Source organism: Actinomadura alba, assembly GCF_014323705.1.
Classification (GTDB): domain Bacteria; phylum Actinomycetota; class Actinomycetes; order Streptosporangiales; family Streptosporangiaceae; genus Actinomadura_C; species Actinomadura_C alba.
In genome coordinates this window covers 16262-40481 of the sequence record NZ_JABVEC010000052.1, presented here as the reverse complement: position 1 = coordinate 40481, position 24220 = coordinate 16262, and the positions used below count along the sequence as shown (strand labels likewise).

Sequence of the window (24220 nt, the reverse complement as noted above, 5' to 3'; positions counted from 1 at the left end):
GGTGGAGAAGTCCATCGTCCTGCGCGAGGAGACCCCTGACGGGCTGCGGTTCCGGCTGCTGACCACGCTCCGGGCGTACGGCGAGGAGTGGCTGCGCACCCTGGGCGAGGAACGGACGCTCCTGCGCCGGCACCGTGACTACTATCTCCGGCTCGCCGAACAGGCCCAGCGGGACTGGTTCGGGCCGGAGCAGCTCGGATGGCTCCGACGGCTCGAGCGGGAGCACGCCAACCTGTCGGCTGCTCTGGACTTCTGCCTCGAAGCGGCGCAGAACCACGCCGGGATGCGACTGGCGGCGGCGCTGCGGTTCCACTGGCTCCACTCCGGGCGAGCGGCTGAGGGACGGCGATGGCTGGAACGCTGCCTCGCCCTCACGGCCTGGGTGACCGCCCCCCGAGTCAGGGCACTCGGCGCGTGCGCCCTCCTGGCGGGACACCAGGGCGACCTGGACGCCGCAGCCCGGCTCTCCGGACTCGGGCGGGAACTCGCTGAGCGCCTCGGCGACCCCCTCGCGCTGGCACAGGCGACGCATCACGAGGGGGCCGCCGCCGTTTCCGGTGGTGACGCGGAACGCGGTGCGGCGCTGCTCGAGGAGGCATTGGCCCGGTACGGGGCCCTGGGGGTGGCCGATCACGCCGACGCGGTGCTCGCCCGGCTGGCGCTGGCCGTGGCCGCCGACCTGCGCGGAGACACCGATGGCGCGATCGAGCTCTGCCGGGCCGGCCTGGTGATCTGCCGCGAGCGCGGCGACAGCCTGCTGCAGGCGTACGCGCTGTACGTGCTCGCCCGGGCCGAATGGACCGCCGGTGACGGGGCGCGGGCGACGGCGCACGCGCGGGACGCCGTACGACTGGCACGGGACCTTCCCGACCCGGTCGCCCTCGCCGGTGCCGTCGAGCTGTTGGCGTGGATCGCCGAGACCGACGGCGGAGCCGAGCGGGCGGCGGTGCTGCTCGGCGCGGCCCACGGGCTCCGGCGGGCGTACGGGTTCGCCGGCATGTCGCGCTCGGTCCTGCTCGCCCATCACCAGGGCTGCCTCCAACGCACGCGGCGGGCGCTTGGCCAGTCCGCTCACGAGGCCGCATTCCAGCGCGGCGGCGACCTGTCACTCGAGCAGGCGGTGGCCTGGGCCCTCGGACAGGCACCGCGACGGCCGGCTCCGGGGCGGCCCACACCGCGACAGGCCACACCGGGACGGCCCACTCCGGGGCCGCCCGACCGGCATGGCGGGCCGCCGTTGTCCCCCCGCGAGTCCCAGGTCGCCGAGCTCGTCGCCGAGGGGCTGTCCAACCGGCAGATCGCCGAGCGGCTGTCCGTCGCCAAACGCACCGTGGACGCGCACGTCGAGCACATCCTGACCAAGCTCGGGTTCTCCTCCCGCACGCGGATCGCCGCGTGGGTCATCGAGCGGCGCAACGGCGGTCGGTGAGGCGGGCGCGCGCCGAGGGCGGCGCCGGGTGGGTCGCAGCGCGCCGAGGGCTGCGTCGGCTCGGTTGCAGCGCGCGGAGGGCCGGGTGGGTCGCAGCGTGCCGAGGGCGGTGCCGGCTCGGTCACAGTTCGGACGCCTCCGGGGCAGGCGCCCTTGTGCGCGGGCCGGTCCGGAGTCACCGTGGTGGGCGGGGCCCGGTCGCGCGACAGGACAGCGGGGAGTTCCGTGGACTCGCAGACAGCCGACTCGCACACGTCGCACACCGGCGACTCGCACGTGGGCGACCCGAGTGAGACGGCGTCCGGCGACCTGCTGAGCAGACTGCGGGCAGCCGACCGGCAGCAACTGCACGACACCGGGGCACCGCTCGACGACCGCCTCCGCGACTTCGTGCACAAGGGCCGCTCCCGGGTGGTCGTGGTGATGCTGGCCCGGCTCGTCGCGGTGGCGCTTCCCGGCCGCTTCGCCGCGCCGGCCGCCGTCGTGTCGGTCGTCCTCATGGGCGGCTGGCCCTACCTGCTCACGCTGATCGTCGCGGGCGGCAGCTCGGCGGTGCCGCTGCACACGTCGGCCGATCATCTCTTCGCGCTCGCCACGGCCGTCAACAACATCACCATGCTGGCGCTCGGCTGGATCGCCTGGCGTTCGGCCGCCGACCTGGCGATCTGCGTGTCCGAGCTGCTCGCCACCTCGCCGCAGCGCCGGATGTTCACCCGCTGGCTGCACCACAGACTGAGCATCATGACGCAGCTCGCGGTGTGCGCGGCCGGCGTCGCCGTGGCGGTCCTGATGATGTACGCGGTGTCGACGCAGCGGGAAACGCCGATCCACATGACCGGATGGCTCTACCTCCTCGGGGGGTGGTCGGGATTCCTGGGCGGCAACGTCGTCTACTGGTTGTTCACCGCCGCGGAGGTGCCGTTGCGCCTGTACCGCTGTGAGAACCTGCGGATGGCGTGGATCGACCCGGCCCACACGCCGGCCGTGGTCAGGTTGTGCGGCACGTACGCCCGGATCGCGATCAGCCTGGCGGTGGGGGTGCTCATCACCGAGTTCGCCACGATCGCCATCACCGCCGACCGACCGCCCATGCTGCTGCGCGTCTTCGTCATCGGCTTCCCGGTCTTCGCCGTCGTCACCGCCCTCTATGTGGGCGTCCAGCCGTACATCACGATGGCGCGGATCGTCCGACGGCACATCGACCAGATCGTGAGCCCGCTGATGGCGCAGATGTCGCGCCCGCCCGGTGAGCTGCTGCTGCACCAGGATCTCGACGGCGCCTTCCGCACCTATGTTCATTTCCGGGCGCTGCGGCTGCTGCCGGTGAAGAGCGCCGCTCTGCTGCAGTACGTGGCGGGAATCCTCGCCTCGCTGGTCGTCTACTTCATCCAGTCCGCCCTGACCTGACGGCACTGACAGTGCCGCTGGTGGGCGCGGCCCGAACGTCGTCAGAGGCGGAAGCTCGTCAGAGGAGCGACACCGCAGGCGGGCGTATTACCGAGGGACGGCCGCGGAGGAGGGCGACGCCCGATCGTCGCCCGCCTCCAAATCGCCCGGCCGGGGATCAGCCGGACGTCCCCGGGGGGACTCCCGGTCGCCGGTGGGTGAAGACGACCTTGCCGGCACGGTTGTACGCGGTCACGTCGACCGACTTCTCGATCAGCGTGGTCCCCGTCTCGAAGGGCACGACCATGCCGCCGACGAAGAACCCGTTCGAGATCGTGGCGGTGACCGGCCGCTCGCGGCCGAACCGGATGACGAGCCTGGCGACCTCCGGCCGCACCAGACCGGCGACGTGGAGCTCGTACGGCGCCGTGCCGTACGCGATCAGGCCGCCCCCCGCGTCCTGGATCGACACCGGTCCCTTGATGTTCCGCAGGCCGTACCCGATGTCGAACTGCCATCTGTTCGCGGTCTGGCGCGGCAGCCGGTCGAGTTGGCTCGCCCGGCCGGACCGGTCGAGGACGCAGGTCCGGTGCGCGAGCGAACTGCCCAGGAACACGATCCGGCCGGTCGGCACGCGGTGCTCGGCGAGCAGCCGGAAGTCCCGCGCCCGGGTGCCCGCCTCGTTCGGCGCGGAGCCCTGGCGGCGCTTCGCGTCGTCCCGGAACTCGGGCGGCATGGCCGGATCGCCGTTCATGCAGGCCTTGACGGCCGCGCGGCCGGCCGTGGTGTCGGCGGGCAGGCCCTCCCCGGTCGCCGGATCCGACCCGTCGGCCACGATCCGCGTCCGTGTCGTGGCGTCGCCGTCCGGCGCGCTCGCCTGGGTGAAGAAGGCCACCGGTGCCGCGATCGCGGCGACCGCACCCACCGCGACGCCGGTGCCGATGAACCTGCGCCGCCGAGTGGCCGCGCGCAGCGCCTGCTCGGCGATCCCGTCCACCGGCCGGGCCCGCTCGGCAATGTCGTTGAGGGCGTCCTTCAGCATGTCATTCGTCATGTCAGCCTCCGGCTGGTTCGAGATGGGCGGCGAGAGCGGGCGCGAGCTCCCGGAGCCGGGCGAGCGCCTTGTGCACCTGACTGCGCACTGTGCCGACGGAGCAGCCCATGATCTGGGCGACCTCGCCTTCGGGCAGATCCTCGAAGTAGCGCAGGACCAGCACCGCGCGTTTGCCGGGCGGCAGCGCGAGCAGTGCCTGTTCCAGCGACAGCCGGAGATCCACCTCGCCGCTGTGGTCACCACTGACCTGCTCGGGAAGGGCGATCGCCAGCGCGGTCTCCCGCTTACGGCGCTTCCAGCGGTCGATCTGCTCGTTGTACATGACCCGGCGCACGTACGCCTCCGGGTTGTCCCGTACGTTCCGCCATCGAATCGCGGTCTTGGTGAGGGCGCTCTGCAGCAGGTCCTCGGCGGCGTGCTGGTCGTTGGTGAGCACATACGCCAGCCTGATCAGACCGCCCGACCGCGCCGCGACGAACTCGGTGAAGCTCTCTCGGGCCTCTCGGTTCACGGCGCCTCCTTTCTGTCACCTCTTAGACCTCCGGGAGGCCCCGGACCTATGCCGCGTGAGCCTGAATCGCGGCCGTGGGCCGGTCAGTCCGCTGGTCCGTGGCGGTGATGAGCGCCGTTGCAGTACTAGGGCATGGCGGCGAGCAGCCCGGCCAGTTCGCCGCGGGAGGCGACACCGAGCTTGGGATAGGCCTTGTAGAGGTGGTAGCCGACGGTGCGCGGGCTCAGGAACAGCTGCGCCGCGATGTCGCGGTTGGACAGGCCCCGCGCCGCCAGCCGGACGATCTGAAGCTCCTGCGGGGTCAGCCCGGCGAGCGCGGCGGGGGCCGGCTGAGCCGGGGCGGCGGTGCCGGTCGCGCCGAGTTCGGTGCGGGCCCGCTCGGTCCAGGGCGTGGCGCCGAGCCGTTCGAAGGTCTCCAGCGCCTCCCGCAGATGCGCGCGGGCGCGCGCCTTGTGCCGGGCGCGGCGCAGCCACTCCCCGTACAGCAGGGCGGTGCGGGCGTGCTCGAACGGCCGGTTGGCCTTCGCGTGCAGCCGCAGGGCGGCCTCGTAGTGGTCCGCCGCGCTGCCGTCCGGGGCGAGCAGTGCCCTGCAGCGCAGGGTCAGGGCGTCGATCCAGGGCTGCCGGGCATGCCGCGCCCACCTCTCGTACTGATCGAACGCCTCGGTCGCGGCGTCCCGGTCGCCCGCGCGCACGGCGGCCTCGACCAGGTCCGGCGTGCTGCGGATCGCGAAGATGTGGAACCGCGCCCGTCCCCGCGCGAGCGTCCGGAGCCGCGCCAGCGCGCTCTCGGCCCGGCCCAGCCCGAGGTCGAGCACCCCGAGCGCGGCGTACACCCAGGGCACCTCCCAGCTCGGGTCGTCGGAGGTCACGCGGGCGAGCGCCTCGTCGGTGATCTGCCGGCAGAGCGCTTCGTCGCCCTCGAAGGCGGCCAGGAAGGCGAGCGGTTCACCGAGCCGCTCCGTCCACTGCCGCTGGGCGGTGTCGCGCGCGATGTCCAGCGCCTCCGCGGCGGTGGCCTTGGCGTCGCCGTGCCGGCCGAGGAACTGCTGAGCCGAGCAGAGATAGAAGAGCACCTGCGGCAGGCGGCCGATCCGTCCCTGGTCACGGGACTGCGCGGCCAGTGACGACGCGAGTTCGAAGGTCACCGTGTCCTGGCCGAGGATCAGCCCGAGGGCGGCGACGAGGATCAGGTCCGCCGGATCGGCGACGCGCTCCCGCGCCATCGCGATCAGTTCGTCCGGCTCCTGTGACTCCTCACCCGACGCCGAGCCGGTCACCGCCGCGCCGACGATCGGTGCGGTCGCCAGCGTCAGCAGCCGCCGGATCGGCGTGAGCGGATCCGTGGCGGTGAGCGGCACCGCCGAGAGCCGGCCGATGCTCTCGGTGAGCTCCCGCTCCCCGGTGTACCAGCCGATGTGCACTGCCTCGATCAGCATCGACGCCGTACGGTGCGGATCGGCGGCCGAGACCAGGTCGGCGCCCTCGATCAGCAGCCGGTACGCGGAGCCGCGTGAACCGCCCCAGAAGGACGCGGCGGCCCGTATCTCGGTGAGCCTGGCTCGCAGGGCCGGATCGTCGGTCAGCCCGGCGGCCTGCTCCGCGAGGCGCCCGGCCCGTTCGAGGTCGCCGGATTCGGCGGCGGCCTCGGCGGCGAGGGCGAGCCGGCGTTCCTGTGGCCCGGTGTGCGGCGTCAGCCGGGCGGCCCGCTCGTAGGCCGAGGCCGCGGCGGAGTAGCCGCTGCGGTCCCGGGCCCGTACGGCCGTGCGTTCGAGCTCGGCGGCGACCGCCTCGTCGGGGCCCGTCGCCGCGGCGGCGAGGTGCCAGGCGCGGCGGTCGGCGTCCGCCGGCCGGCCGAGGGCCGTGGCCAGGGCGGCGTGCGCGGCGACGCGCGCGCCGAGCGGCGAGCCGTCCGCCACGGCCGCCCGGAGCAGCGGGTGACGGAACAGCACGGTGCCCGCACCGGCCCGGATCAGCCCGGAGCGTTCGGCGGCGTCGAGGTCGTCCAGCGATGCCCCGAGTGCCTGCGCGGCGGTGAGGACCACGCCGAGGTCACCGGTGTCCTCGAGCGCCGCGATCAGCAGCAGCGCCCGCGTCGTCTCGGGCAGCCGCCCGACCTGCCCCCGGAACGCCTCGCGCAGCCGGTCGGTCAGCGGCAGGCCGGCTCCTGGCACTCCGCGCCGCACGTCACCGTCACCGTCACGGCCGCCGCCGTCGCCGAGGGCCTTGGGCAGCTCGATGAGGCCGAGCGGGTTGCCGGCCGCCTCGGACAGCACCCGTTGCCGTACGTCGGCGCTCAGCCCCTCGCCGTGCTCGCCGAGCAGGTCGGCGGCGGCCCGCTCGTCCAGGCCGCGCAGCCTCAGCTCGGGCAGCCCGTCCGCGGCGAAGCCGGGTTCGCCGTCCCGCGCGGCGAAGACCATCGCGACGCCCTCGGCGTCGAGGCGCCGCGCGGCGAACAGCAGCGCACCCGCCGAGGCCCTGTCCATCCCCTGGGCGTCGTCGATCAGGCACAGCACCGGCCGCTCCTCGGCCAGCTCGGACAGCAGCGACAGGACGGCGAGGCCGACCAGGAACCAGTCGCCCGAGTCGGCGGGCGCGAGCCCGAGTGCCGCCTGGAGGGCCTGCGCCTGTACGGCGGGGAGCGCGCCGACGCGGTCGAGCACCGGGCGGAGCAACAGGTGCAGCGCGGCGAACGGCAGCTCGGCCTCCGACTCGACGCCCGCCCCGCGGAGCACCCGCAGGCCGGCGGCCGCCGCGGCATGGTCGAGCAGCGCCGTCTTGCCGATGCCCGCCTCGCCGCGCAAAAGCAGCGCACCGCTCCTGCGCGCGCGGGCGCCGACGAGGAGCTCATCGATGGCGGCCAGCTCCTGGTCCCGCCCGAACAACATGTACGGCACCGTACCTATGCCGATCGGTCACGGCGAAACCGAATACCTAAGCGCGACAGATTCCTCCACTTCGTGATCTCCGTAGCGTCTTGACCGGCAAGAACGAACGGATCACCGAGACGGGGAGAATCCCATGAGCGACATCACCGAGCTGGTCGGCCGGTACCTGCGGGCCTGGAACGAGACCGACCCCGTCGTCCGCCGCGCGGTCATCGATGACGTCTGGGCCGAGGACGGCACCTACGTGGACCCGCTCGGGGTGGCCGAGGGCCGCGACGCGATCGACGCGATGATCGCGGGCGTACAGGGACACTTCGCCGGGCTCACGTTCAGCCTGGCCGGGCCCATCGACGCCCACCACGACATCGCCCGGTTCACCTGGCACCTCGGACCGGAGGGCGGCGAGGCCATCGTGATCGGCTTCGACGTCGCGGTGCTGAACGAGGACGGCCGGCTCGCGAGCGTCCTCGGCTTCCTCGACAAGGTCCCCGCCTGACGGCATCCCCGGCCCGGATCGGCCCGGATCGGCCGACGCGCCGATCCGGGCCTTTCTCCCGACGAACAGAGCTGGAGCTCAACCAAGATGACCACCACCGCGGGTGCCGGACGGCCGGCGGAGCACGCGGCGGCGCGACCGCCGGCCCCGAGCACACCGGCCCCGTCGTGGGCCACCCTGCTGGTGCTGCTGACTGACATCACCCCGGCACCGCGACCCTGCTGACCGTCTCGGCCGTCGCCGTCTGCGTTCTCGGCTCCATCGCGATCACGATCAGGGACCGTCCCACCCGGCCGTACCGCTTCGACGCGATCAGTACGCCCGAGGACCTCGCTGGCTGGGGATGGCCGGCGGCGCTCCTGGTGCTCTCGGTCGCGCTGGTCTTCCGGCAGATCGCCGTCATCTGCTCATGGGCCAAGGCAGTGGCCGACCGTCGCCGGCTCGCCGAGGAGCGGCGACAGGCAGAGGATCAACTCCTCGAGGGGTACGGCGGGATCAGCGATCCACCGGCTGATCACACCGGCAGGCCGAGTACCTGCCCGAATGACCGGGCGTCACGTTCGATCAATGGGCCGCCCTGGTCGACGGCATCGCTGACCATCTGCCGGGCGATTGGCGAGTAGTGCACCGCTTCGGACGAGACCCTGTGCGCCTGCTTCACCCAGTGCAGCGCGCCGGAATGATCGCGTTTCAGGCTGTACGACCGGGCCGTCTCGATCAGCAGGCGCGACCGCCGCTCGAGGCTCGGCACCGAGTCCGGGTCGACCTCCTCGGCGCGTTCGCGAGCCTTCGACGACTGAGATAGATCAGCACCGACCGACACAGCGTGAACGGACACGTTCCCTTGTCCGAATGCCGTCCACGGATGGGAGTACCGAACGCCGAGGCGCTCCGCGGTGCGGTCGCCCTCGTCCCAGTACCGCCACGCGTCGCCCTCCCGGCCGGCGCGTGCACACGTAATGGCGGCGTGCAGATTCAGCGCGCCCCAGATCCCTCGAACCGAGTCGGGCCCGTCCTCGAGCCGCGGCTCGAGAACCTGCCGGGCGTCCTCGACGAGCTCGATCGCGCCGTCGTAGTCACCAACCGCCCGGCGGACGTTGCCCAGCACCCACGCGGCACCGGCGAGCGTCTCCGGCCGGTCTGCCTCTTGCGCCGCGGCCACGCCCCGATCAGCGGCGAGCCACAGCAGTTCAGCCTCGCTCGTCCACGCGAGCATCTGCTCGGCGAGTCCGTACACGTCGGCCAGCGTGGCGTAGGCGTCGCGCCGGTCCCCGTTGGCCGTACGAGCGGCCACGCGGGCGTCCGTGATGAGACCGGGCAGCACGCGCCCAATGTCGGTGCGCTGCCTCGGCGAGGAGTGCCAGACCCCCCACGCGTGGTCGACGCGTGACCGTAGGGCGGCAACGTCCACGCGCCGTTCTGGGCGCGTGAGCTGCTGATCGTGGATTGCTTCGCGAATCGCTGGTACGGCTTCGTGAGGGATTCGCCGGAATGAGTCGATCGGCACGCTGATCGTGCCTCCCCCGAGGTTCATATCGTCGCCCGCGAGTACCGAGACGTCAGTGACGCCGAGGACCTCGGCCAGGCGGACGAGCATCGGCAGCCGCGGGGGGAGACGGCGGCCCCGTTCGATGTCCTTCAGCCAAGATGACGACCTGCCGACGAGTCCGGCAAGTACCAAGCGGGTCATGCCCTTACGTGTGCGGAGGGTTTGAATTCGGGCGCCGGTCGACAAACCGGCAAGGTCGTCGAGCATCGCGTACTCTCTTGTGTTGTTCCACTGGTACTGGCCACGGTACGCGCGAATGCGCGGTGTGGACAGGGAACAAGCTGAGACGCCCCGCCGGCCGCGCGCCGCGGGGCGTCTTTCGTTCGCCCAGGTCGCCGAAGGGGTGCAGAGTGCACCCCTAATTCTTGGCGTGGTTCGCCGCCCCTTCGGACCGGGTGCACGGTGCACCCCGCGAGCACCTCCGCGGCTCGTAGCGTCTCGACCACACAACGTGGACCGGACGAGAGGCAACGCGGTGAATACGCGCAGACCATGGGAACCGCCACGGATGTACTCGTGGACCGTGGTGAGCGGCGACGGCGCCGGCGCCATGGGAATCACCGATGACCACGGAGTCGCGACCGTCCGCGCGGGTGACGCGCTGCGGCGAGCGCCCGCCGGTGCCTTCGCGCTCATCCACAAGGTGACGCCGTCCTTCTCCCGGATCGGCTACCACTATCAGCGCCTTGTCTCGGCGGGACACGTCAACCAGGCCAACCGTCATGTGGTCTGGGCGCCGGTCTCCGGCAGCACGATGAACGCGCTTCCTCCCGAGGCGTTCGCCGCGGCCGTGGCCGACCTCGAGGCGGAGAAGGGCCGGCGACATGCCCTTGGCCTGCCCGAGCTGCGTTTCGGGAGCGAGGGCCAATGGGCGTGATGTGTCACCTCGACCTGTACGCGCCGACGACCTGTGCGGCGCCAACGCCTGGAAGGACCCCCATGCATCTCGCCACCGAGCGTCCCTCCGCTGCTCTCGCGGCGCTGCGGCAGCGGTTCGCCGGCATCCCGATTTGGTTCGGCCAGTACACCGGGCACTACTGGGCGCTGCTCGGCGACACCTTCGTCGAGGGCTACAACCCGGCCGACCTCGCCGACCAGCTCTCGAACCGCACGCAACCCCCGATCGGCCGTACGGCCCGCGTACCGTCCCCGGGCGCTGGGTCGTACGGTCCCCCGCAGATGAGCGCGGCGGCGCGGCCGACCCCCCCGCCAGCCCCCCGGCGGGCCATGTCCCGCGCCGCCGCGCCATCACCACCGAACCGCCGCCGGCCCGGCCGGTGGTGGCCGACGCGGCACCGCATCGGCTCCTGGCTCGCCCCCGTACCGGCGTGACGGCGGTGAACATCATGAGAGCGCTACGCCGACGTCACCAGGACCGGCGCCAGGCGCACGCCGACGCATTGGCGGCGGCCGCCCAAAACGACCCGGACGGCCTCCGCGATGCGCTTGACCGCATGGAAGGCATAGCACCCGCGCCCGGCCCCCTCGTCGACCTGCTGACCACGATGAAGGCTCAGATGGAGGTGGCGGCAACAGCGCTTTACGAGCAGGGCGTCACGGCCGCCGACCTGGCGCCAGTCGCGGACTACCTCTGCGAGCTCGTCGAGCACGGCCAGGAGCTCGCGGTCCGAGCGTTCCTGCTCGTTCAGGACGCACCACTTCCAATCAGGGGTCACGAGAACTTCGGCGACGTCGAGATCTACCTGCGCCACTCGGAACAGCTGCTCTCGGTGGCGATCACGACGACGAGCGAGGCATCGATGTATGTCAACCGGATGAACCTCGACGAGGATCGCCGACCGCACTGACCCCGCCTTACTCCGCTCGGCACCGGGCCGGGCGGCCAATGAAGGAGGAACCGTGTTACTGGCCACCGAATCCCCCCTCCGTACCGACCCGAGGGACCTGATCTCCACCGCCCTGTTCGGCCGGCTCGTACGGCGCATCGTCGCCGATGAAGAGATCGACCGGGCCATGGCCGAGCGCATCATGAGCCAGGCACTGGCGTTCCTGAAGGCGTGTGCCGACAACCCCGGCGCCGGCCTGTCTCCGTCCCCGACGGTGGATATCGGCTGGCACACCTTCATCCTGTACACGAAGGAGTACGCGGCGTTCTGCGACCGCGTCGCGGGCCGGTTCATCCACCACGAACCCACCGACGACGCCCCTGCGGGCGCTATCCCGTGCTGCGACGAGCCCATTGCGCACAACAGTGAACCGCTGGCCGACGCGCCGGCCCCGGCGAAGAGCGGCCGCATCGCCACAACGCTCGCGGCCATGAGGGCCTCTGGCCTACCGGTCGACGAGAAGCTCTGGCGCGTCAGTCCCGCGAAGTGCAGCCAGTGCTACGCCGGATGCGCCGATAGCCCGAAGGTGGTGTGACATGACCAAACTCCACTGGGAAGACCTGCCCGACCAAGCCCGCACGGCCGTCGAGGCTCACTGCGGCACGGTGCTCAAGGCCGAGTCACACGCCCAGGGGCTCATGCCCGGCCTCGCCGCACGCCTGCACACCGCAGACGGTGACAGCGTCTTCCTCAAAGGCGTACACAGCGACAGCCCCGCGGCTGGCCTGTACGCCCGTGAGCGCAACGTCAATTGGGTGCTGCCGCACACCGTCCCGGCACCGCGCATGCTCTGGAGCGCCGAGGCCGCCGGATGGGCCCTGATGCTGTTCGAGTATCTCCCCGGCGACTCCGCCGACCTGACACCTGGGTCCCCGGACCTGCCCGAGGTGCTCCAGACCGTGGCCTGGCTCGGTGACATGCTGACGCCGTGCGAATGGCCGGACGCCCCCGCAGTGGCCCTGAACGTGGAGCCGCTGCTGGACAAAGCGGCGGCCCTGCTGCGCAAGCCGGACGGGGAACTGCCCAACGGGGCCATGTACGCCGCAGCGGTCGACGCATTTGAGCCAGCCGCGCTGGCCGGAGACACCCTGCTGCACTACGACCTGCACGCCGGGAACGTCCGGACGGTCAACGGAACGATGTACGTGGTCGACTGGTCATTCGCCGCTGTGGGCGCCACGTGGGTTGACGCGGTGATGCTCGCGCCGAGGCTTATCGAGGCCGGCCACACCCCGGAACAGGCCGAGGCACTGCTGGCCGAGCTTCCCGCGTGGAAGACCGCACCATCGGCGGCGGTCACTGGCCTGGCCGCACTGTGGACCCTGTTCCGCGAGTACAAGGCCCGGTACGGGCCACCTGCGGTGCGTGCCGACCGGGCACGTGCTGCGGCTGCGGGCCGCACCTGGCTCCACCACCGAACCGGGTAAAAATCCACTGACGCTCGGACACGAAAACGGCGCCCCCGCCCCCTCCGTGAGGAGAGGACGGGGGCGCCGTTGTGCGCGGTTCGCTACTTGCGGGTGACGAAACCGGCGGTGTCGGAGTCGCCCGACTTGGACGCCACGATGGACGCCAGCAGCGCCACCAGGCCAGCGCCACCGGCGATGGACAGGACTGCCGGCACGTCGACGTCAAGCAGCCCACCTGCGGCCGACCCGACGACACTCCGGTCTGATCTTCCTGCCGCTGGGCATCGGCTACTTCGCGGCCTCCATGAGGTCGGGCCGGGTCGCGGCGCGGCTGGGCCGGCAGACCCTCACGCTCGGCACGCTGGTCGTGGCGGCGGGGTACGCGTGGCTCGCCGAGACCGCCCTGTCGATCGGCGGTGACGGCCGCATCGAGTGGATCATCCCTGGCCTGGCGGTGATCGGAGTGGTCTTCTACGACGCCCTCGGCACCCGGCCGGGCGCGGGTGGCTTTCCGCACGCCTTCGCTCTGGGCCTCGGTCTGCTCATCGCCCTGGGCGTCGCCGTCGCCGGACTGGTGCAGCTCTTCCCCCGCCACGTGAAGGACTGAGGACGGCCGGCGGTGCCGCGGCCGGGTGTCCGGGGCCTCGGCCGCCCGGCTCCGGCGTGTGAGGGCGCGCGCCCGGCGGTCCGGCGGCTCACCCGATGCCGGGCCCGGCGATGACGCGGACGCTGCCCTCTGCGAGCCGGTAGGAGAGTCCGACGACGGCACAGGATCCGTCGGCGACCCGCTTGGCGATGACGCTGGAGCGGTCGACGAGCAGGTCCGTGGTGTAGCGGATGTGCGCCTCGCCGGCCGCGTCGGAGTTGGTGAGGCCGTCCGGTGCGGCGAGGACGCTGAGCGTGATGCGCTCGACCACGTCGCGCATGAAGCCGGTCGGGGTCGCGCCGTCGACGATGGCCCCGAGCGTGGCCGCCACCGCGCCGCAGGAGTCGTGACCGAGTACCGCGATCAGCGGCGCGCCGAGGACCTCCACGCCGTACTCGATGCTGCCGAGCACCTCCGGCCCGATCACGTGCCCGGCGGTACGGACCACGAAGAGGTCGCCCAGACCGCGGTCGAAGATGATTTCCGCGGCGAGCCGGGAGTCGGAGCAGCCGAAGATCACGGCGAACGGGTGCTGCGCCGGTGCGAGCGCCGCCCGGTGGTCCGCGTCCTGGTGCGGATGCAGGCGGTCACCGACGGTGAAGCGATCGTTGCCCTCGAGGAGGATCTCGAGTGCTTGAGCCGGAGTGCGCGGCAGAGTTCTCCCCATGACGTGTCATTGTGTCTGGTTCCACCCATACCTCCGCCAGCCGCCCCCCCGGCGTTCTCCCGTTCGATCCGTCATCCTCCGTGCGATGTTCGATGCCGATCGGCGCAGGCGCCGACCGGCCGGGCCCGTGGCGATGGGCGACACGTCGTCGCTGGTCACGAAGGTTTCGGGCGTCTGGGGATAGGGTCGGCCTAGCCGATGCCTCCTTGGAGATGGAAACGGATGTCGGCCGTGGCGGTCCCCGTCCTCACAGAGGTACGGGGACCGCCGTCGTTTCCGGAGTACGCCATCAGGATCTTCAGACGGCCTCGTTCAGCGCATAGGGTGGGCGATGTTCCGGCTGATCTCTCTGGATCGCGCAGACGGTGACGCCCCTCACGCGCGTCTCGTCACCGGCCGGAACCGGTCATGAGGAGACACGCGATGCGGACCAAGGGCCGGCGCACACCCGACGCCGAGTCGCCGTGGAACGAGATCGTCCCGGGCCTGTGGATGGGCGGGCACCATTACCGGGATGCCACCGGTACGTGACCCGCCTTCTGACCGGGTTGGACGCCTGATCCAGGCGGAGCCGGCCGGTCGTCAGGACGCCCCGGCCTTCTTGCGCACGTACGCGAAGGGCCCGCGCACGCCCACGCTGTACCGCTCGGCCGCCTCGAGCGCCAGCTTGAGCCGCTTCTTCGGCCGCATGTCCGCCCGCGCCGTCGCGTACAGGGCACCGAGCGCGAACTCCTCGCCGCAGCCGATGGCCGCGTACCCGTCGGCGGCCTCGCCGACCTGGTAGTCCGATTCGACGAAGAACAGGCGGCCATGCACCCCGACGAGGAAGTAACCGCCCTCTTCCCGGTCGGAGTCCTTCTTGGCCCACCCCCCGTGCTTGAGACATTTGCGCACGGCGTCGACGAACTTCGTGGTCATGAACCTCTCGAGGTCCCCCTCGGGATGCGGGGCCTGAAGGGAGTAGCGGAGGAGCTGGCCCATGCGGAAGCTGTCCGTGAAGCCCATGGCGTAGGGGCCGTTGGTGAAGACCTTCAAGTCGGCGCGGACGGTGAGGGACCATCCGGCGACTCCGGCCGAATCCCCGCCGATGTGGACGGTGTCGCCATGAACGAGCCCGACGATCGCGGTCATTCGCCGTGATCAGACGGTCGGCCAGTGAGCGGTGTCATGCCTCCGCCTTGCCTTCGAGTGCCGTCAGCCGGGCCTCGAGGCCGGCGAGCCGCTCAAGCGCTTCCTTGAGCATCGCGTTGGTCTCGTCCTGCGCCTTCTCGAGATGGCCGAGCACGGATGCGGCCTGCCACTTCTTGCCGCCGTCGCCGGTGTCGATCCCGTACTCCCACACGTCCTTGGCTGACACGTCGTCCTCCTCACCCGAACTCGGGGAACGTACGGCGGTCGGTACCGACCCCCGAGGGCGGGCATCGGTCCGCCGTTCCCCGTGCTCAGCGGCAACTGATCTCGGCTAGCCAACATAGACCGAGACAGGGGCAGGATGGGGGTGTTCGTCATGGGTTTCCCATCGTTGACTAGCGTCGCACCGTATGACCACACTGACTGGATGGCGGCGAATGAGAAACCGTTGCTCGCGGATGTTCAAATCCTGCAATGTTCGTTCTGTGGTCTCGCCCGGCACGCGGTGAAATGGATGATCAGATGCCCTGACGAGCTCTACATCTGCAACGTCTGCGTCGATCTCGCCCAGGTCGCGATCGAGCGTGGAGAAGCCTCCAACAACCTCGTCACCCTGCGGCGGGACAACCGGCGCATCCAGAAAATGGAAGAGTTAGAGCGCGTGCAGGAAAAGCTGAGCCGCCTCCTGGAGGAGCTCAACAGATTGGGCGAGAGCGAGGAATGCCGATTCTGCGGTGCCCGGTCCACACTCGTTCGTCGAGCCGGGTCGGACGTCAACATCTGCGACGAATGCCTCCACGCCTGCCAGCAGATGGCCACCGAGCAGGGCCTGGACGCCCCCGCATAGGGGCTGCTCAGGACAGCATGTCCGACGCGACCGTCCACAGCCTCTCGGCGTTCACGGATCCAGTGCGAAGGGAGCGACACCACCGCCGGACAACGGTGGCCGCCGCACCTCGTAGGAGCGGTCCGGAACACACCGAATAGAGTCCTGAGGCGCGACGTCCCGGCACCGCGCGAGGGCTTCACCCGCTGAGGCAGGGATAGTCCACGTATCCTTCCGCGTCGCCCCCGTACATGCCGGTCTCGCGCATCGCGTTGAGCGGGGCGCCGGCGGCGATGCGCCGCGGCAGGTCCGGATTGGCCAGGAACAGCCGTCCGAAGGCGTAGATGTCGGCGAGCCCGGTGCGCAGCGCCGTTTCGGCCTGTTCCCGGCTGCCGGGCTCGGGGCCGTCGTAGGTGGCCACCAGGGTGCCGTTCCAGCGGGGGCGCAGGTCTTCCAGGGCGGCGTACGTTCCGGACTGCACCACGTGGAGGTACGCCAGGCTCATTCCGTCCAGCGCGCCAAGCAGCCGGTGGTAGCGCGGGCCCGGAGCGGACTCGACGATGTCGTGGAGCGGGTTGTCGGGGGAGATGCGCAGCCCGGTCCGGTCTGCTCCGATCGCGGCGGCGACGGCTTCGACGACCTCGATAGCGAAGCGGACGTGGTCGGAGTAGCCGTCGGTGCGCAGGTTGGCACTGTCGGACAGGAACTGGGCGATGAGGTAGCCGTAGGCGCCGTTGATCTCGACCCCGTCAAAACCGGCGTCGACGGCGTTGCGGGCGGCCGCGGCGTGGGACTCGACGGCCTCGGCGACCTCGGCTGTGGACAGTTCATGCGGGACGACGTAATCCTTCAGGCCGGAGGCGGTGAAGATCTGGCCGTGCGAGATCGCCGCGGCCGAGGGGGCGACCGGCTGTTCTCCGCCGAGGATGTCGGGGTGACTGACGCGGCCGACGTGCCACAGCTGGGCGAAGATGCGGCCGCCGGAGGCGTGCACGGCCCGCGTCGTACGGCGCCAGCCTTCGACGTGGGCCGGCTCGGTCAGGCCGGGGACGCCGGGGCCGCCCTTGCCGAGGCGGTGCGGCCAGATTCCTTCACTGACGATGAGGCCGGCGGCGGCGCGCTGGGCGTAGTACTCGGTCATGATCGGCGTGGGGACGCCGGTGGCGTCGTCGGCGCGGGCGCGGGTCATCGGGGCCATGGCCGCTCGGTTGGGCAGTTGGAGGGCGGGGCCGCGGTAGGGCTCGAGCAGGGGGGAGTCCACGATTCTCCTTCAGATCGCAGTGGCACGGGTTCAAGCGGTCGGATCGGCCCTCACGGCGAGGTGAGCGGTTCGGCCTGGTAGGCCCGGTGCAGCAGCTCCAAGAAGGACGGTGCCTCGGGCAAGGGCACAGCGCCGATCCGGTGTATCGCCACACCCGGCGTCCACGAGTTCATGACCACACCCCCGGCCAACGCCGGCAGGTCGGCGAGCGTGACCTCCTGGACGCGCTGCGGGACACCGAGGCGATCCAGTTGCCGGCCGACGATGCCCATCGTGGTCCCGCCCAGCATCTCGGCCACGGGCCACACCACCGCGGTGCCGTCCCAGAAGGCCAGATTCCAGATCGACCCCTCGCTGAGCCGACCCCGGCGGTCGACGAACGCGGTGTCGTCGAAGCCCTGTCCAACGGCCTGGCGGAGGAAGTACGTCTTGGCCGGCTCGCCGACATGCTTCACGGCCGGGAAGAACCGTTCGTGCTCGACCGTCGCCAGCGTCAGCGGGCCCTCCGGACCGGATGCGGCCGGTCCGGTACTGACCAGCACCTCGGGCTCCACATCGGCCCCGGCCACGGTGAACTCGCCCGCCGGCGAGTACACCGTGGCCCTCAGCGAGAGGTCGGCCGGACCGGCCTCCAGCGCCGTCCGCAGATAGGACCGCACCCGATCGTCGGGCAATGCCTGACCGAACAACGCCACCGAAGCAGACCGCAGTCGTTCCAGATGGAGGTCGAGGCCCCGGACCCGGCCCCCACGCACCTGCATTGCAGTGAAGTGGGCATAGCCGACGAAGGCGAGCGGCGCCAAGTCCTCGGCGGTCGCCGCCTGCCCGTTTCGTTGAACGACGAAAGAGGTCATGCATCCCTCCAGCGGTACGGAATCGAGGAACGGAAATGCTTGTTGACGAGGCGACGTTATGGCTTCACATCGGTTGGAAGGTCAACCTCGGACAGGGCGGGTCACACATGCTGATCGGGGAGTTGTCCCGGCGTACCGGGGTCAGCGCGCGGTTGCTGCGGTACTACGAGGCTCAGGGAGTGCTCGACGCCCGGCGTGATCCGAACGGTTACCGCAGCTACGACGAGGACGCGGTGATCACCGTGCGGAAGGTTCGTGCCTTGCTGAACGCGGGCCTGTCCACCGAGGTGATCCGGGTGGTGTTGCCGTGCACCCGGGGCGAGGGGCCGGAATTCGACTGGTGCGCGGACCTGCGGGCCATCATGGACCGGGAGTTGGCCGCCATGGACGAACGTATCGACGGCCTCCAACGCAGCCGGGGCACCCTCGCCGGCTACCTGGCGAAGCCCTGAGCCGTCGCACAGGTGAACGCACCGACCTGACCGGGCAGCGGCTTCGGTGGGACTGAGCGGCCACAGCCGAAGAAGGGGCCCGGAGTGATCTCCGAAGCCCCCTTCTCACCTGCTGTTCATCCTGTCGGGGTGGCGGGATTGCAGCGTCCCATGTGCGTCCACCAAAAGCACGACCCGTTCTAGTAGGGCGTCGAGAGCGGCCGACGGGAACCGGTGGAGCTGCAGAAGGGCATGGCCTTCGAATCGGATGCCGTGACTCACCGTTGGCGGCGGTGGGCTTCAAGGCGTTCGGTCCAGTCGGGGACGACGTCCTCGATCGGCACCGACCCTTCCAAGCCGCCGGTTCGGGCGGCTTCCTGAACAGCCGCCAGCCGGATCTCGTATCCCGAGTCGGAATAGGTGATCGCTCGCAGCCGCCACAGCCTCAGCAGTTCGTGCAGAGCCCGGTACCCCAGCATCTGCCGGGCGGCCTCCACGGCTGTCTCGTACTCGCGCCGGAACTGGTCGTGGTACTTCTCTGGCAGCACACGCAAGATCTCCACCGGGTCGTCGGGATCGTGCTCGGCGATCGGCTGGGCGCTCATGAAACCGGGCTACGCCCCGACGCGGACAAGACGCTGGTGTCTGCGTAAGCGGGAAGGTGTCTCGCCTTCGCTCTCTCGAATCATTGATCTACCGTCAGGGGGTGAAGTCAGTCGGGCAGTTCGCGTACGACCAGGCCGAACGCGGCCGCCAGGTCGATTGTTCTGCGGGGTGTTGAGCACTGCCTGGCCAGGCTGGTCTGGTCTAGCCGGCCGTTGCGGGCTTGGAACAGGAACCGCGCGGCGGGGTGCTGCCGCAGCTCGTCCGTGGTGAGCCCGTCGGCGACGCGATGCGCCGCGGCGACCAGGGCAGGAAACGACGACCGCAGGTCCGCTGCCCACTTTTCGACCGTCTCCAGCCAGCTGCACGCGGCGGCGTCGGGTGCCGAGGAGAACCTCGCGATCACCTCAGCCAGCTCTGGCCAGGTGAAGTCACGCCAAGGCTTGGTCTTCAGGACGGGCAACTGCCACTGGCGCTTGGCGATCGACCAGTGATCCGCGTGCGCCTCCACCGAGTGCACCGTGAATCCCGGCACGCACAGCGCGGTCAGGTTCCAGCCATGGCAGGCACCGGTGTCCAGGCCGAAGATCCTGCCGTCGCGGATCATCGGCTCTCGCCCGGTTACATGATGTCCGAACACGACCGGCTTGGCATCGGTGTAGTGGTCATGCCAGTAGCCGTCCGGGAACAGGGCGGTGAGCTCTCGTTCGCCGCTGGTCGAGCCGCAGAGGATCTCCTCTTTCTGGTCGGCCGGCGGAATCCCGGACAGCATCGCGGCGTGGACAACGCGGACATGGTCGTTCTCGAAGTAGTACGGCAGTGTCCGCATCCAGTCGACCGTTTCGGCGTAGTGGTCGCCAAGCTGCAAGCGCGTGATCTCTTGCGCGTAGGAGAAGATCCCGCGCACGTGCTTGCGCTCGTGGTTACCCATGACCACGACCGAGTTCGGGCGCTCGCGGAAAAGCCCGACCACCTCACCCGGCGCTGGACCGCGGTCGACCAGATCGCCGACGCTGACCAGCAGGTCCTCCGGGCGGAGGTCGACTTTCTCGAGCAGCTCGAGCAGTTCGTCGAAGCAGCCGTGGATGTCGCCGATGATGACGGTACGCCGCACCCCGGGGAGCCTAGGCAGGCATCGGTTCGGCGTGCAAAGGATTATCTGAGGAGGCATTCCTCCGGTCGGTGTGATCGCCGGTCATCACCCTGTTCAGTCGATGATCGCGGTGGCTTCGACTTCGACCAGATGGTCGGGTACGTCCAGTGCTGCAACGCCCAGCAGCGTGCCCGGCGCGACCGGGGTGACCCCCAGCTTCGCGGCCGCCCGAGCGACCCCCTCCAGGAACAGGGGCATCTTGTCGGGGGTCCAGTCGACGACGTAGACGGTCAGTTTCGCCACGTCGTCGAAGGAGCCATCGACCTCGGCCAAGGCGGTACCAATGTTGAGGTAGCACTGCTCGACCTGAGCGGCGAGGTCACCTTCGCCGACCGTGCCCCCATCGGCATCCCAGGCGACCTGCCCAGCGATGAAGACCTGCTTCGACCCAGTCGCGATCGATACCTGCCGGTACGCATCGGTTTTCGGCAATCCGCTGGGGTTCACCAGGGTGATGGCCATGCTGCCTGCCTCCTCGTCATGAGAGCCCGTGGGCTCGCTTTCGCAAGACCAAGAGGCTCTGTGCTCTCTTGTAGTTACTCAGGAACTGTAGGAGAGTGAGTGCTGACATGGAAGAACGCACTTTTCGGTGACTGGGGAACCTAATGGTGACCAAGCAGTTCAGGGGCTCGCCCAAGGAAGCAGACCTGACGCGCGCGGACTCTTTGGCACGGGAAATCTTCTCGGACATCGCCAATAAGTGGGCACTCCTGATCATCGAGGCTCTCGGTGAACGCACCCTGCGCTTCGGCGAGCTGCGGAATGAGATCGAGGGCATCAGCCACAAGATGCTCACCCAGAACCTGCGCATGTTGGAGCGCAACGGTCTGGTCGAGCGGAGCGTGCACCCCACCGTGCCGCCACGGGTCGAGTACACCCTCACCGAGCCGGGGCAGGCCCTACGAGAGACGGTCAATGGAATGTGCGGCTGGACCGGCCAGTACCTCGGTCACATCGAGGCCTCCCGCCGCCGCTTCGACGCCTGACGTGGTGCTCCGCCCGGCCGCTTCCCCTCGCCGTGATCTTGCAGTTGTTCGCGCGCCGGCTCGACCTCGCCGTCGGCCTGATCCTGTCACCGCGGGTGCTGTTCCTGGACGAACCGACCACGGGACTCGACCCGCGCCACCGTCGCGCACGCGGAGGCGTTCCGATGAGGCCGTGGTGGGCAACAGCGGCGGAGCGAACCCGGGTGCGAAGGTGATGTCGCTGGTGGCGGCGATGTGCGCCGGGGGCCGACAGCATCGATGACGCCGACCGGTTGCGGCATCGGGCGATGCCGTTTCGTCGTCCAGGACGGCACCTGGCCGTACGTCGGTCCGCTTGTTTCCGTGCCACAAGTCGCGTCCTCTCGAGGGTGATAGGACACCCGGAGTCACGTGCCCCGAGTTCAGGGCGCCGGCATCACTCGGACCACCGCGCGCTGACCGAAGGCTTGTGCATGATCACGGTGGGATAACGTCCCCAAGCGTGATCACGCAGAAGCTTTCCGTGAAAGGGATCTTGAAAATTGATGACCCTATGTAATTGATCACCTTCGTAGGGCCAAAAGATCGGTGAGAAACCCCACAAAAGCCGCCATTTGTTCTGATTCGCGTTTTGGTCGACGTACGGTCAAGAACTTGTGTGCGGTGCCGGGAGCAGTCGACGTCACGAAGGCCGGTGCCGTGCCTGCCGGACGCCCGCGCCAGCTAAGAGGGGCGAAGCATTCGCGGTGTCCGGGGTCCCTGTTGCCGACCGAAGGATGTCTTTGTGCTGCGCTCGAAAACCTACCGCGACGAGTTGGCGGACGTCGCCGCGGACGCCCACGACGAGACCGGCCCGCAGCCGACCGTGCAGGAGATCGAGGCGGTTCTCGCCGATCTCGACGCGCCCGGCCGAGGACGAGACGAGCGATGAGTGAGCTCCAGGTAGGCGAGATCGTCGATATCACCACCAAGGGCGCGCGGATCGCCGGGACGACCGATCACATGCTCCACTTCACGTACGCGAAGCCGGAGAGTGCGGCCCACAACTGGCTCGACGACGATCCCGCCACCGGAAGCGTCTACCCGGCCGCCTACGCCGTCACCGCCTCTGGGGTCATCTCGGTCCGGTACCAGGTCCTCACCAAAGCCTGAGGACCACCGGCTCCGGGGAGCGAACAACTGCCGACCCGCGCGGCGAGCTGATGAAGATGGAATCAGCTCCTTCATCACCAGGTCAATTGAGGATGGAATCGACTCAGTAGTCGAGATCGGAGGCGAAGGCGGGTCGGCCTTCTTGAAAGGATTCCGGAAAAACGTCAGACTCGCCAATGATGAACTGATAAAGAAAGACGCTCAGCGGGAGTCCGGTTGATTCCCATACTGGTGACCGGTTTTTATTGATGGCAATCGTCCACCCATCGGGATCGTCCGAGTCGGCGATCCAGTAGCCCACGTCCCCGTTGTCGGTGACCAGACAGGGGAAGATCCTTCCGGGCTCTCCCGGGCACTCCTCCTCGTCCTCCATGAGCATCTCCACGATCTCGATCAACCTGGCGGCCCGCCCGAGCAGGCTCGCGCCCACGCAGCCGATCGGATGTAGCAGGAACAGGAAGTCATTGAACGACCCAGGTGGCAGTTCGTCACACAGGCGCTTGTAGTCGGACGGCAGGGAGTAGCCCAGCGAAGTCTCGATTTTGGACCAATCCAGACTCCAGTGAGCCTTACCAGATCCCCACGCCAAGTCGACGACGCGATCAACGAATTCACTGCCGGACGGCACGGTCACCTCCTGGCGTGATGACGGCGAGTGCAGGTCAAAGATATCTACAAGGGTGGGCAGACCGGCTGCGACAGCGGCGTACAGCGCGCCCAGCACGTGGTGGTCCAGGCCTACGACCAGTACGTCCGCGAGCGAGCGAAGATTCCGCGGGCGCAGGCCAGCGACTTCGTTCTGATCAACTTGTTCCGCGAGCCGGTCGGGGGCGCCGATGCGGCCGACGCCGTCAATGATCTGATCACGGCGCTGTGTGGCCGGGCGCGGCTCGCGCGCGCTGTCGCGATCACCAGCGGCGGGACCATCTCACTGCCGGCTTGCGCCGGTTCCTGGATGCCGGGGATTCGGTGTATCGCGGGTGTATCGAAAATCGCATACGGCACCGCAACGGTCTTCCGCCTTCAGTGGAGGCATGGACCACAGCGCATCACTGTCAGCGCCAGCCCGTCGTACGCGCAGGATCGTGCTCGTCAGTCCGGCGATCCGCGGTGTACGCCAGCGTCAAGGGCTGGGCGGTCGTCATTCCCGCCGAGGCGTGGGTGGGTGGTGTCGGCTCGGCCGTTGTCATCGGCGCGGTCGCCGGTTTGATGCCCGCGTTGCGCGCGGCCCGGCTCTCGCCGACCGAGGCTCTGCGTGCGGCTTGATCGTTGGGTGGTGAGTTGTGGTGAATCCGCTCTTGGTGATCAAGGCGCGTGTCTTGGCGGCCGTCACTCGGCTCATTGGGGTGTTGCTGGTGCCGGTCGCTTTCTGTCGCGCGCCGGGCCGCGCTCGTTTCCTGGCGTGCCAGTGGGCGTTGGGTCTGCGTTTTCCGGCCGAGGATCTGCGTGGGTTGGCAGCGGAGGTGTTGACGGCGTTCACGCATGCGCGGGCCGAGGCGTTCTGGCGCGATGGGCAGTTGATCGGTCTCACTTCGGGATATCGCGATGCGGCGGAACAGCACCGGATCTTCACTGAGGAGGTGCGGCGCACCGGCTCGGTGTCCGCGGCGCGGCGCCGGGTGCTGCCACCGCAGGAGTCCCGCCATGTGCGGGGGCTTGCGCTCGACGTCCGGCCGACCGAGGGCGCGCGGTGGCTCGAACAGCACGGCGGGCGGTACGGGCTCTACCGCGTCTACGACAACGAGTGGTGGCACTTCGAGTACCGCACGGCCGCCCCGGCCCGGCTGCCGCATCCGGACGCCGCCGCTTGGCCGTCTGAGCACGGCGCCGCGTACGGGCTGTGTCAGATCTATGGCAATGAGCCTTGGCGTGACGAAGGGCGTCCCGATGCCGTCGACGACGGCTGCCCGCCGATGTACGCGGATCCGACTGAGGACCCGAGGATGCAGCCGTGAACCGGGT

The 24220-nt window shown here is 69.8% G+C and carries 30 protein-coding genes and 2 pseudogenes; 17 read left to right on the top strand and 15 right to left on the bottom strand.

Annotated elements, in window-relative coordinates:
* Nucleotides 1-1429 (top strand): ATP-binding protein (locus HKK74_RS36565; protein ID WP_222723187.1); only part of this gene is annotated, 1429 nt, incomplete at its 5' end.
* A gap of 225 nt (nucleotides 1430-1654) precedes the next feature.
* A complete protein-coding gene (locus HKK74_RS36560; RefSeq protein ID WP_187248008.1) occupies nucleotides 1655-2836 on the top strand; it encodes a hypothetical protein in 1182 nt (393 codons plus the stop codon).
* Nucleotides 2837-2993: 157 nt separating this feature from the next.
* Here HKK74_RS36560 and HKK74_RS36555 read toward each other — a convergent pair whose 3' ends face one another.
* The 3 genes from HKK74_RS36555 to HKK74_RS36545 form a co-directional block, all read right to left on the bottom strand.
* Nucleotides 2994-3869 carry a hypothetical protein gene (locus tag HKK74_RS36555; protein WP_187248007.1) on the bottom strand — a complete coding sequence of 292 codons (876 nt, stop codon included), beginning with the start codon at nucleotides 3867-3869 and terminating at the stop codon, nucleotides 2994-2996.
* A gap of 1 nt (nucleotide 3870) precedes the next feature.
* Nucleotides 3871-4380 carry a SigE family RNA polymerase sigma factor gene (locus HKK74_RS36550; protein ID WP_187248006.1) on the bottom strand — a complete coding sequence of 170 codons (510 nt, stop codon included), beginning with the start codon at nucleotides 4378-4380 and terminating at the stop codon, nucleotides 3871-3873.
* Nucleotides 4381-4505: 125 nt separating this feature from the next.
* Nucleotides 4506-7268 carry a helix-turn-helix transcriptional regulator gene (locus HKK74_RS36545; RefSeq protein WP_187248005.1) on the bottom strand — a complete coding sequence of 921 codons (2763 nt, stop codon included), beginning with the start codon at nucleotides 7266-7268 and terminating at the stop codon, nucleotides 4506-4508.
* A gap of 133 nt (nucleotides 7269-7401) precedes the next feature.
* Here HKK74_RS36545 and HKK74_RS36540 point away from each other — a divergent pair, with 133 nt between their 5' ends.
* The gene (locus HKK74_RS36540; protein ID WP_187248004.1) at nucleotides 7402-7764 is read left to right on the top strand and encodes a nuclear transport factor 2 family protein; all 363 of its coding nucleotides are present in this window, start codon (nucleotides 7402-7404) and stop codon (nucleotides 7762-7764) included.
* A 199-nt stretch (nucleotides 7765-7963) separates the two neighbouring features.
* Here the strand turns inward: HKK74_RS36540 and HKK74_RS36535 are convergent, their stop codons facing one another.
* Nucleotides 7964-8167 (bottom strand): hypothetical protein, encoded by a 204-nt coding sequence (locus HKK74_RS36535; protein ID WP_187248003.1) that lies wholly within the window; start codon nucleotides 8165-8167, stop codon nucleotides 7964-7966.
* A gap of 111 nt (nucleotides 8168-8278) precedes the next feature.
* A complete protein-coding gene (locus HKK74_RS36530; RefSeq protein ID WP_187248002.1) occupies nucleotides 8279-9520 on the bottom strand; it encodes a helix-turn-helix domain-containing protein in 1242 nt (413 codons plus the stop codon).
* A gap of 301 nt (nucleotides 9521-9821) precedes the next feature.
* On the opposite strand from HKK74_RS36530, the gene HKK74_RS36525 reads away from it, so the two are divergent.
* The 5 genes from HKK74_RS36525 (at nucleotide 9822) to HKK74_RS36505 (ending at nucleotide 12587) form a co-directional block, all read left to right on the top strand.
* Complete coding sequence (locus HKK74_RS36525) at nucleotides 9822-10190, top strand: hypothetical protein (protein WP_187248001.1); 369 nt, start codon at nucleotides 9822-9824, stop codon at nucleotides 10188-10190.
* 62 nt (nucleotides 10191-10252) lie between these two features.
* Entirely contained in the window at nucleotides 10253-10645 is a 393-nt protein-coding gene (locus HKK74_RS36520) for a hypothetical protein (protein ID WP_187248000.1), read from the top strand.
* A gap of 68 nt (nucleotides 10646-10713) precedes the next feature.
* The gene (locus HKK74_RS36515; RefSeq protein WP_187247999.1) at nucleotides 10714-11121 is read left to right on the top strand and encodes a hypothetical protein; all 408 of its coding nucleotides are present in this window, start codon (nucleotides 10714-10716) and stop codon (nucleotides 11119-11121) included.
* Between the two features lie 52 nt (nucleotides 11122-11173).
* Complete coding sequence (locus HKK74_RS36510) at nucleotides 11174-11695, top strand: glycine-rich domain-containing protein (protein ID WP_222723185.1); 522 nt, start codon at nucleotides 11174-11176, stop codon at nucleotides 11693-11695.
* Between the two features lies 1 nt (nucleotide 11696).
* Nucleotides 11697-12587, top strand: coding sequence for a phosphotransferase family protein (locus HKK74_RS36505; protein ID WP_187247998.1), 891 nt, complete (start codon nucleotides 11697-11699; stop codon nucleotides 12585-12587).
* A gap of 83 nt (nucleotides 12588-12670) precedes the next feature.
* On the opposite strand, the pseudogene HKK74_RS36500 reads toward HKK74_RS36505, so the two are convergent.
* A pseudogene (locus HKK74_RS36500) lies at nucleotides 12671-12811 on the bottom strand (holin); the annotation flags it as partial.
* 62 nt (nucleotides 12812-12873) lie between these two features.
* On the opposite strand from HKK74_RS36500, the gene HKK74_RS36495 reads away from it, so the two are divergent.
* A complete protein-coding gene (locus tag HKK74_RS36495) occupies nucleotides 12874-13176 on the top strand; it encodes a hypothetical protein (protein ID WP_187247996.1) in 303 nt (100 codons plus the stop codon).
* 88 nt (nucleotides 13177-13264) lie between these two features.
* Here the strand turns inward: HKK74_RS36495 and HKK74_RS36490 are convergent, their stop codons facing one another.
* The 3 genes from HKK74_RS36490 to HKK74_RS36480 form a co-directional block, all read right to left on the bottom strand.
* A complete protein-coding gene (locus HKK74_RS36490) occupies nucleotides 13265-13882 on the bottom strand; it encodes a carbonic anhydrase (RefSeq protein ID WP_281398195.1) in 618 nt (205 codons plus the stop codon).
* A 582-nt stretch (nucleotides 13883-14464) separates the two neighbouring features.
* Nucleotides 14465-15013 (bottom strand): hypothetical protein, encoded by a 549-nt coding sequence (locus tag HKK74_RS36485; protein WP_187247995.1) that lies wholly within the window; start codon nucleotides 15011-15013, stop codon nucleotides 14465-14467.
* A 34-nt stretch (nucleotides 15014-15047) separates the two neighbouring features.
* The gene (locus HKK74_RS36480) at nucleotides 15048-15239 is read right to left on the bottom strand and encodes a hypothetical protein (protein WP_187247994.1); all 192 of its coding nucleotides are present in this window, start codon (nucleotides 15237-15239) and stop codon (nucleotides 15048-15050) included.
* Nucleotides 15240-15440: 201 nt separating this feature from the next.
* On the opposite strand from HKK74_RS36480, the gene HKK74_RS36475 reads away from it, so the two are divergent.
* Complete coding sequence (locus HKK74_RS36475; protein ID WP_187247993.1) at nucleotides 15441-15860, top strand: ClpX C4-type zinc finger protein; 420 nt, start codon at nucleotides 15441-15443, stop codon at nucleotides 15858-15860.
* A 178-nt stretch (nucleotides 15861-16038) separates the two neighbouring features.
* On the opposite strand, the gene HKK74_RS36470 is transcribed toward HKK74_RS36475, so the two are convergent.
* Both HKK74_RS36470 and HKK74_RS36465 read right to left on the bottom strand, forming a co-directional pair.
* A complete protein-coding gene (locus HKK74_RS36470) occupies nucleotides 16039-17100 on the bottom strand; it encodes an alkene reductase (RefSeq protein ID WP_187247992.1) in 1062 nt (353 codons plus the stop codon).
* Nucleotides 17101-17150: 50 nt separating this feature from the next.
* A complete protein-coding gene (locus HKK74_RS36465) occupies nucleotides 17151-17954 on the bottom strand; it encodes an aminotransferase class IV family protein (protein ID WP_187247991.1) in 804 nt (267 codons plus the stop codon).
* 35 nt (nucleotides 17955-17989) lie between these two features.
* Between HKK74_RS36465 and HKK74_RS36460 the strand changes: the two genes are divergently transcribed.
* Nucleotides 17990-18406, top strand: a complete 417-nt coding sequence (locus HKK74_RS36460; RefSeq protein ID WP_376771587.1) for a MerR family transcriptional regulator — start codon at nucleotides 17990-17992, stop codon at nucleotides 18404-18406.
* Between the two features lie 257 nt (nucleotides 18407-18663).
* Here the strand turns inward: HKK74_RS36460 and HKK74_RS36455 are convergent, their stop codons facing one another.
* The 3 genes from HKK74_RS36455 to HKK74_RS36445 form a co-directional block, all read right to left on the bottom strand.
* Nucleotides 18664-18990: a DUF6247 family protein gene (locus HKK74_RS36455; protein ID WP_187247990.1), complete on the bottom strand. Its 327-nt coding sequence runs from the start codon at nucleotides 18988-18990 to the stop codon at nucleotides 18664-18666.
* Between the two features lie 107 nt (nucleotides 18991-19097).
* Nucleotides 19098-20102, bottom strand: coding sequence for a metallophosphoesterase family protein (locus tag HKK74_RS36450; RefSeq protein WP_187247989.1), 1005 nt, complete (start codon nucleotides 20100-20102; stop codon nucleotides 19098-19100).
* A 93-nt stretch (nucleotides 20103-20195) separates the two neighbouring features.
* Entirely contained in the window at nucleotides 20196-20603 is a 408-nt protein-coding gene (locus HKK74_RS36445) for a RidA family protein (RefSeq protein ID WP_187247988.1), read from the bottom strand.
* Between the two features lie 143 nt (nucleotides 20604-20746).
* On the opposite strand from HKK74_RS36445, the gene HKK74_RS36440 reads away from it, so the two are divergent.
* From HKK74_RS36440 to HKK74_RS36430, 4 genes and pseudogenes are all read left to right on the top strand, one after another.
* A complete protein-coding gene (locus tag HKK74_RS36440) occupies nucleotides 20747-21127 on the top strand; it encodes a winged helix-turn-helix transcriptional regulator (protein WP_187247987.1) in 381 nt (126 codons plus the stop codon).
* A 53-nt stretch (nucleotides 21128-21180) separates the two neighbouring features.
* A pseudogene (locus HKK74_RS40590) lies at nucleotides 21181-21270 on the top strand (daunorubicin/doxorubicin resistance ABC transporter ATP-binding protein DrrA); the annotation flags it as partial.
* A gap of 620 nt (nucleotides 21271-21890) precedes the next feature.
* A complete protein-coding gene (locus HKK74_RS36435) occupies nucleotides 21891-22037 on the top strand; it encodes a hypothetical protein (protein WP_187247986.1) in 147 nt (48 codons plus the stop codon).
* Nucleotides 22034-22258, top strand: a complete 225-nt coding sequence (locus HKK74_RS36430; protein WP_187247985.1) for a hypothetical protein — start codon at nucleotides 22034-22036, stop codon at nucleotides 22256-22258. Before HKK74_RS36435 ends, HKK74_RS36430 begins: the two co-directional genes overlap by 4 nt.
* A gap of 103 nt (nucleotides 22259-22361) precedes the next feature.
* Here HKK74_RS36430 and HKK74_RS36425 read toward each other — a convergent pair whose 3' ends face one another.
* Entirely contained in the window at nucleotides 22362-22982 is a 621-nt protein-coding gene (locus HKK74_RS36425) for an SMI1/KNR4 family protein (RefSeq protein WP_187247984.1), read from the bottom strand.
* A 386-nt stretch (nucleotides 22983-23368) separates the two neighbouring features.
* Between HKK74_RS36425 and HKK74_RS36420 the strand changes: the two genes are divergently transcribed.
* Both HKK74_RS36420 and HKK74_RS36415 read left to right on the top strand, forming a co-directional pair.
* Nucleotides 23369-23524 (top strand): ABC transporter permease, encoded by a 156-nt coding sequence (locus HKK74_RS36420; protein WP_187247983.1) that lies wholly within the window; start codon nucleotides 23369-23371, stop codon nucleotides 23522-23524.
* 20 nt (nucleotides 23525-23544) lie between these two features.
* Entirely contained in the window at nucleotides 23545-24213 is a 669-nt protein-coding gene (locus HKK74_RS36415) for a M15 family metallopeptidase (protein WP_312882148.1), read from the top strand.
* Nucleotides 24214-24220: the final 7 nt, after the last annotated feature.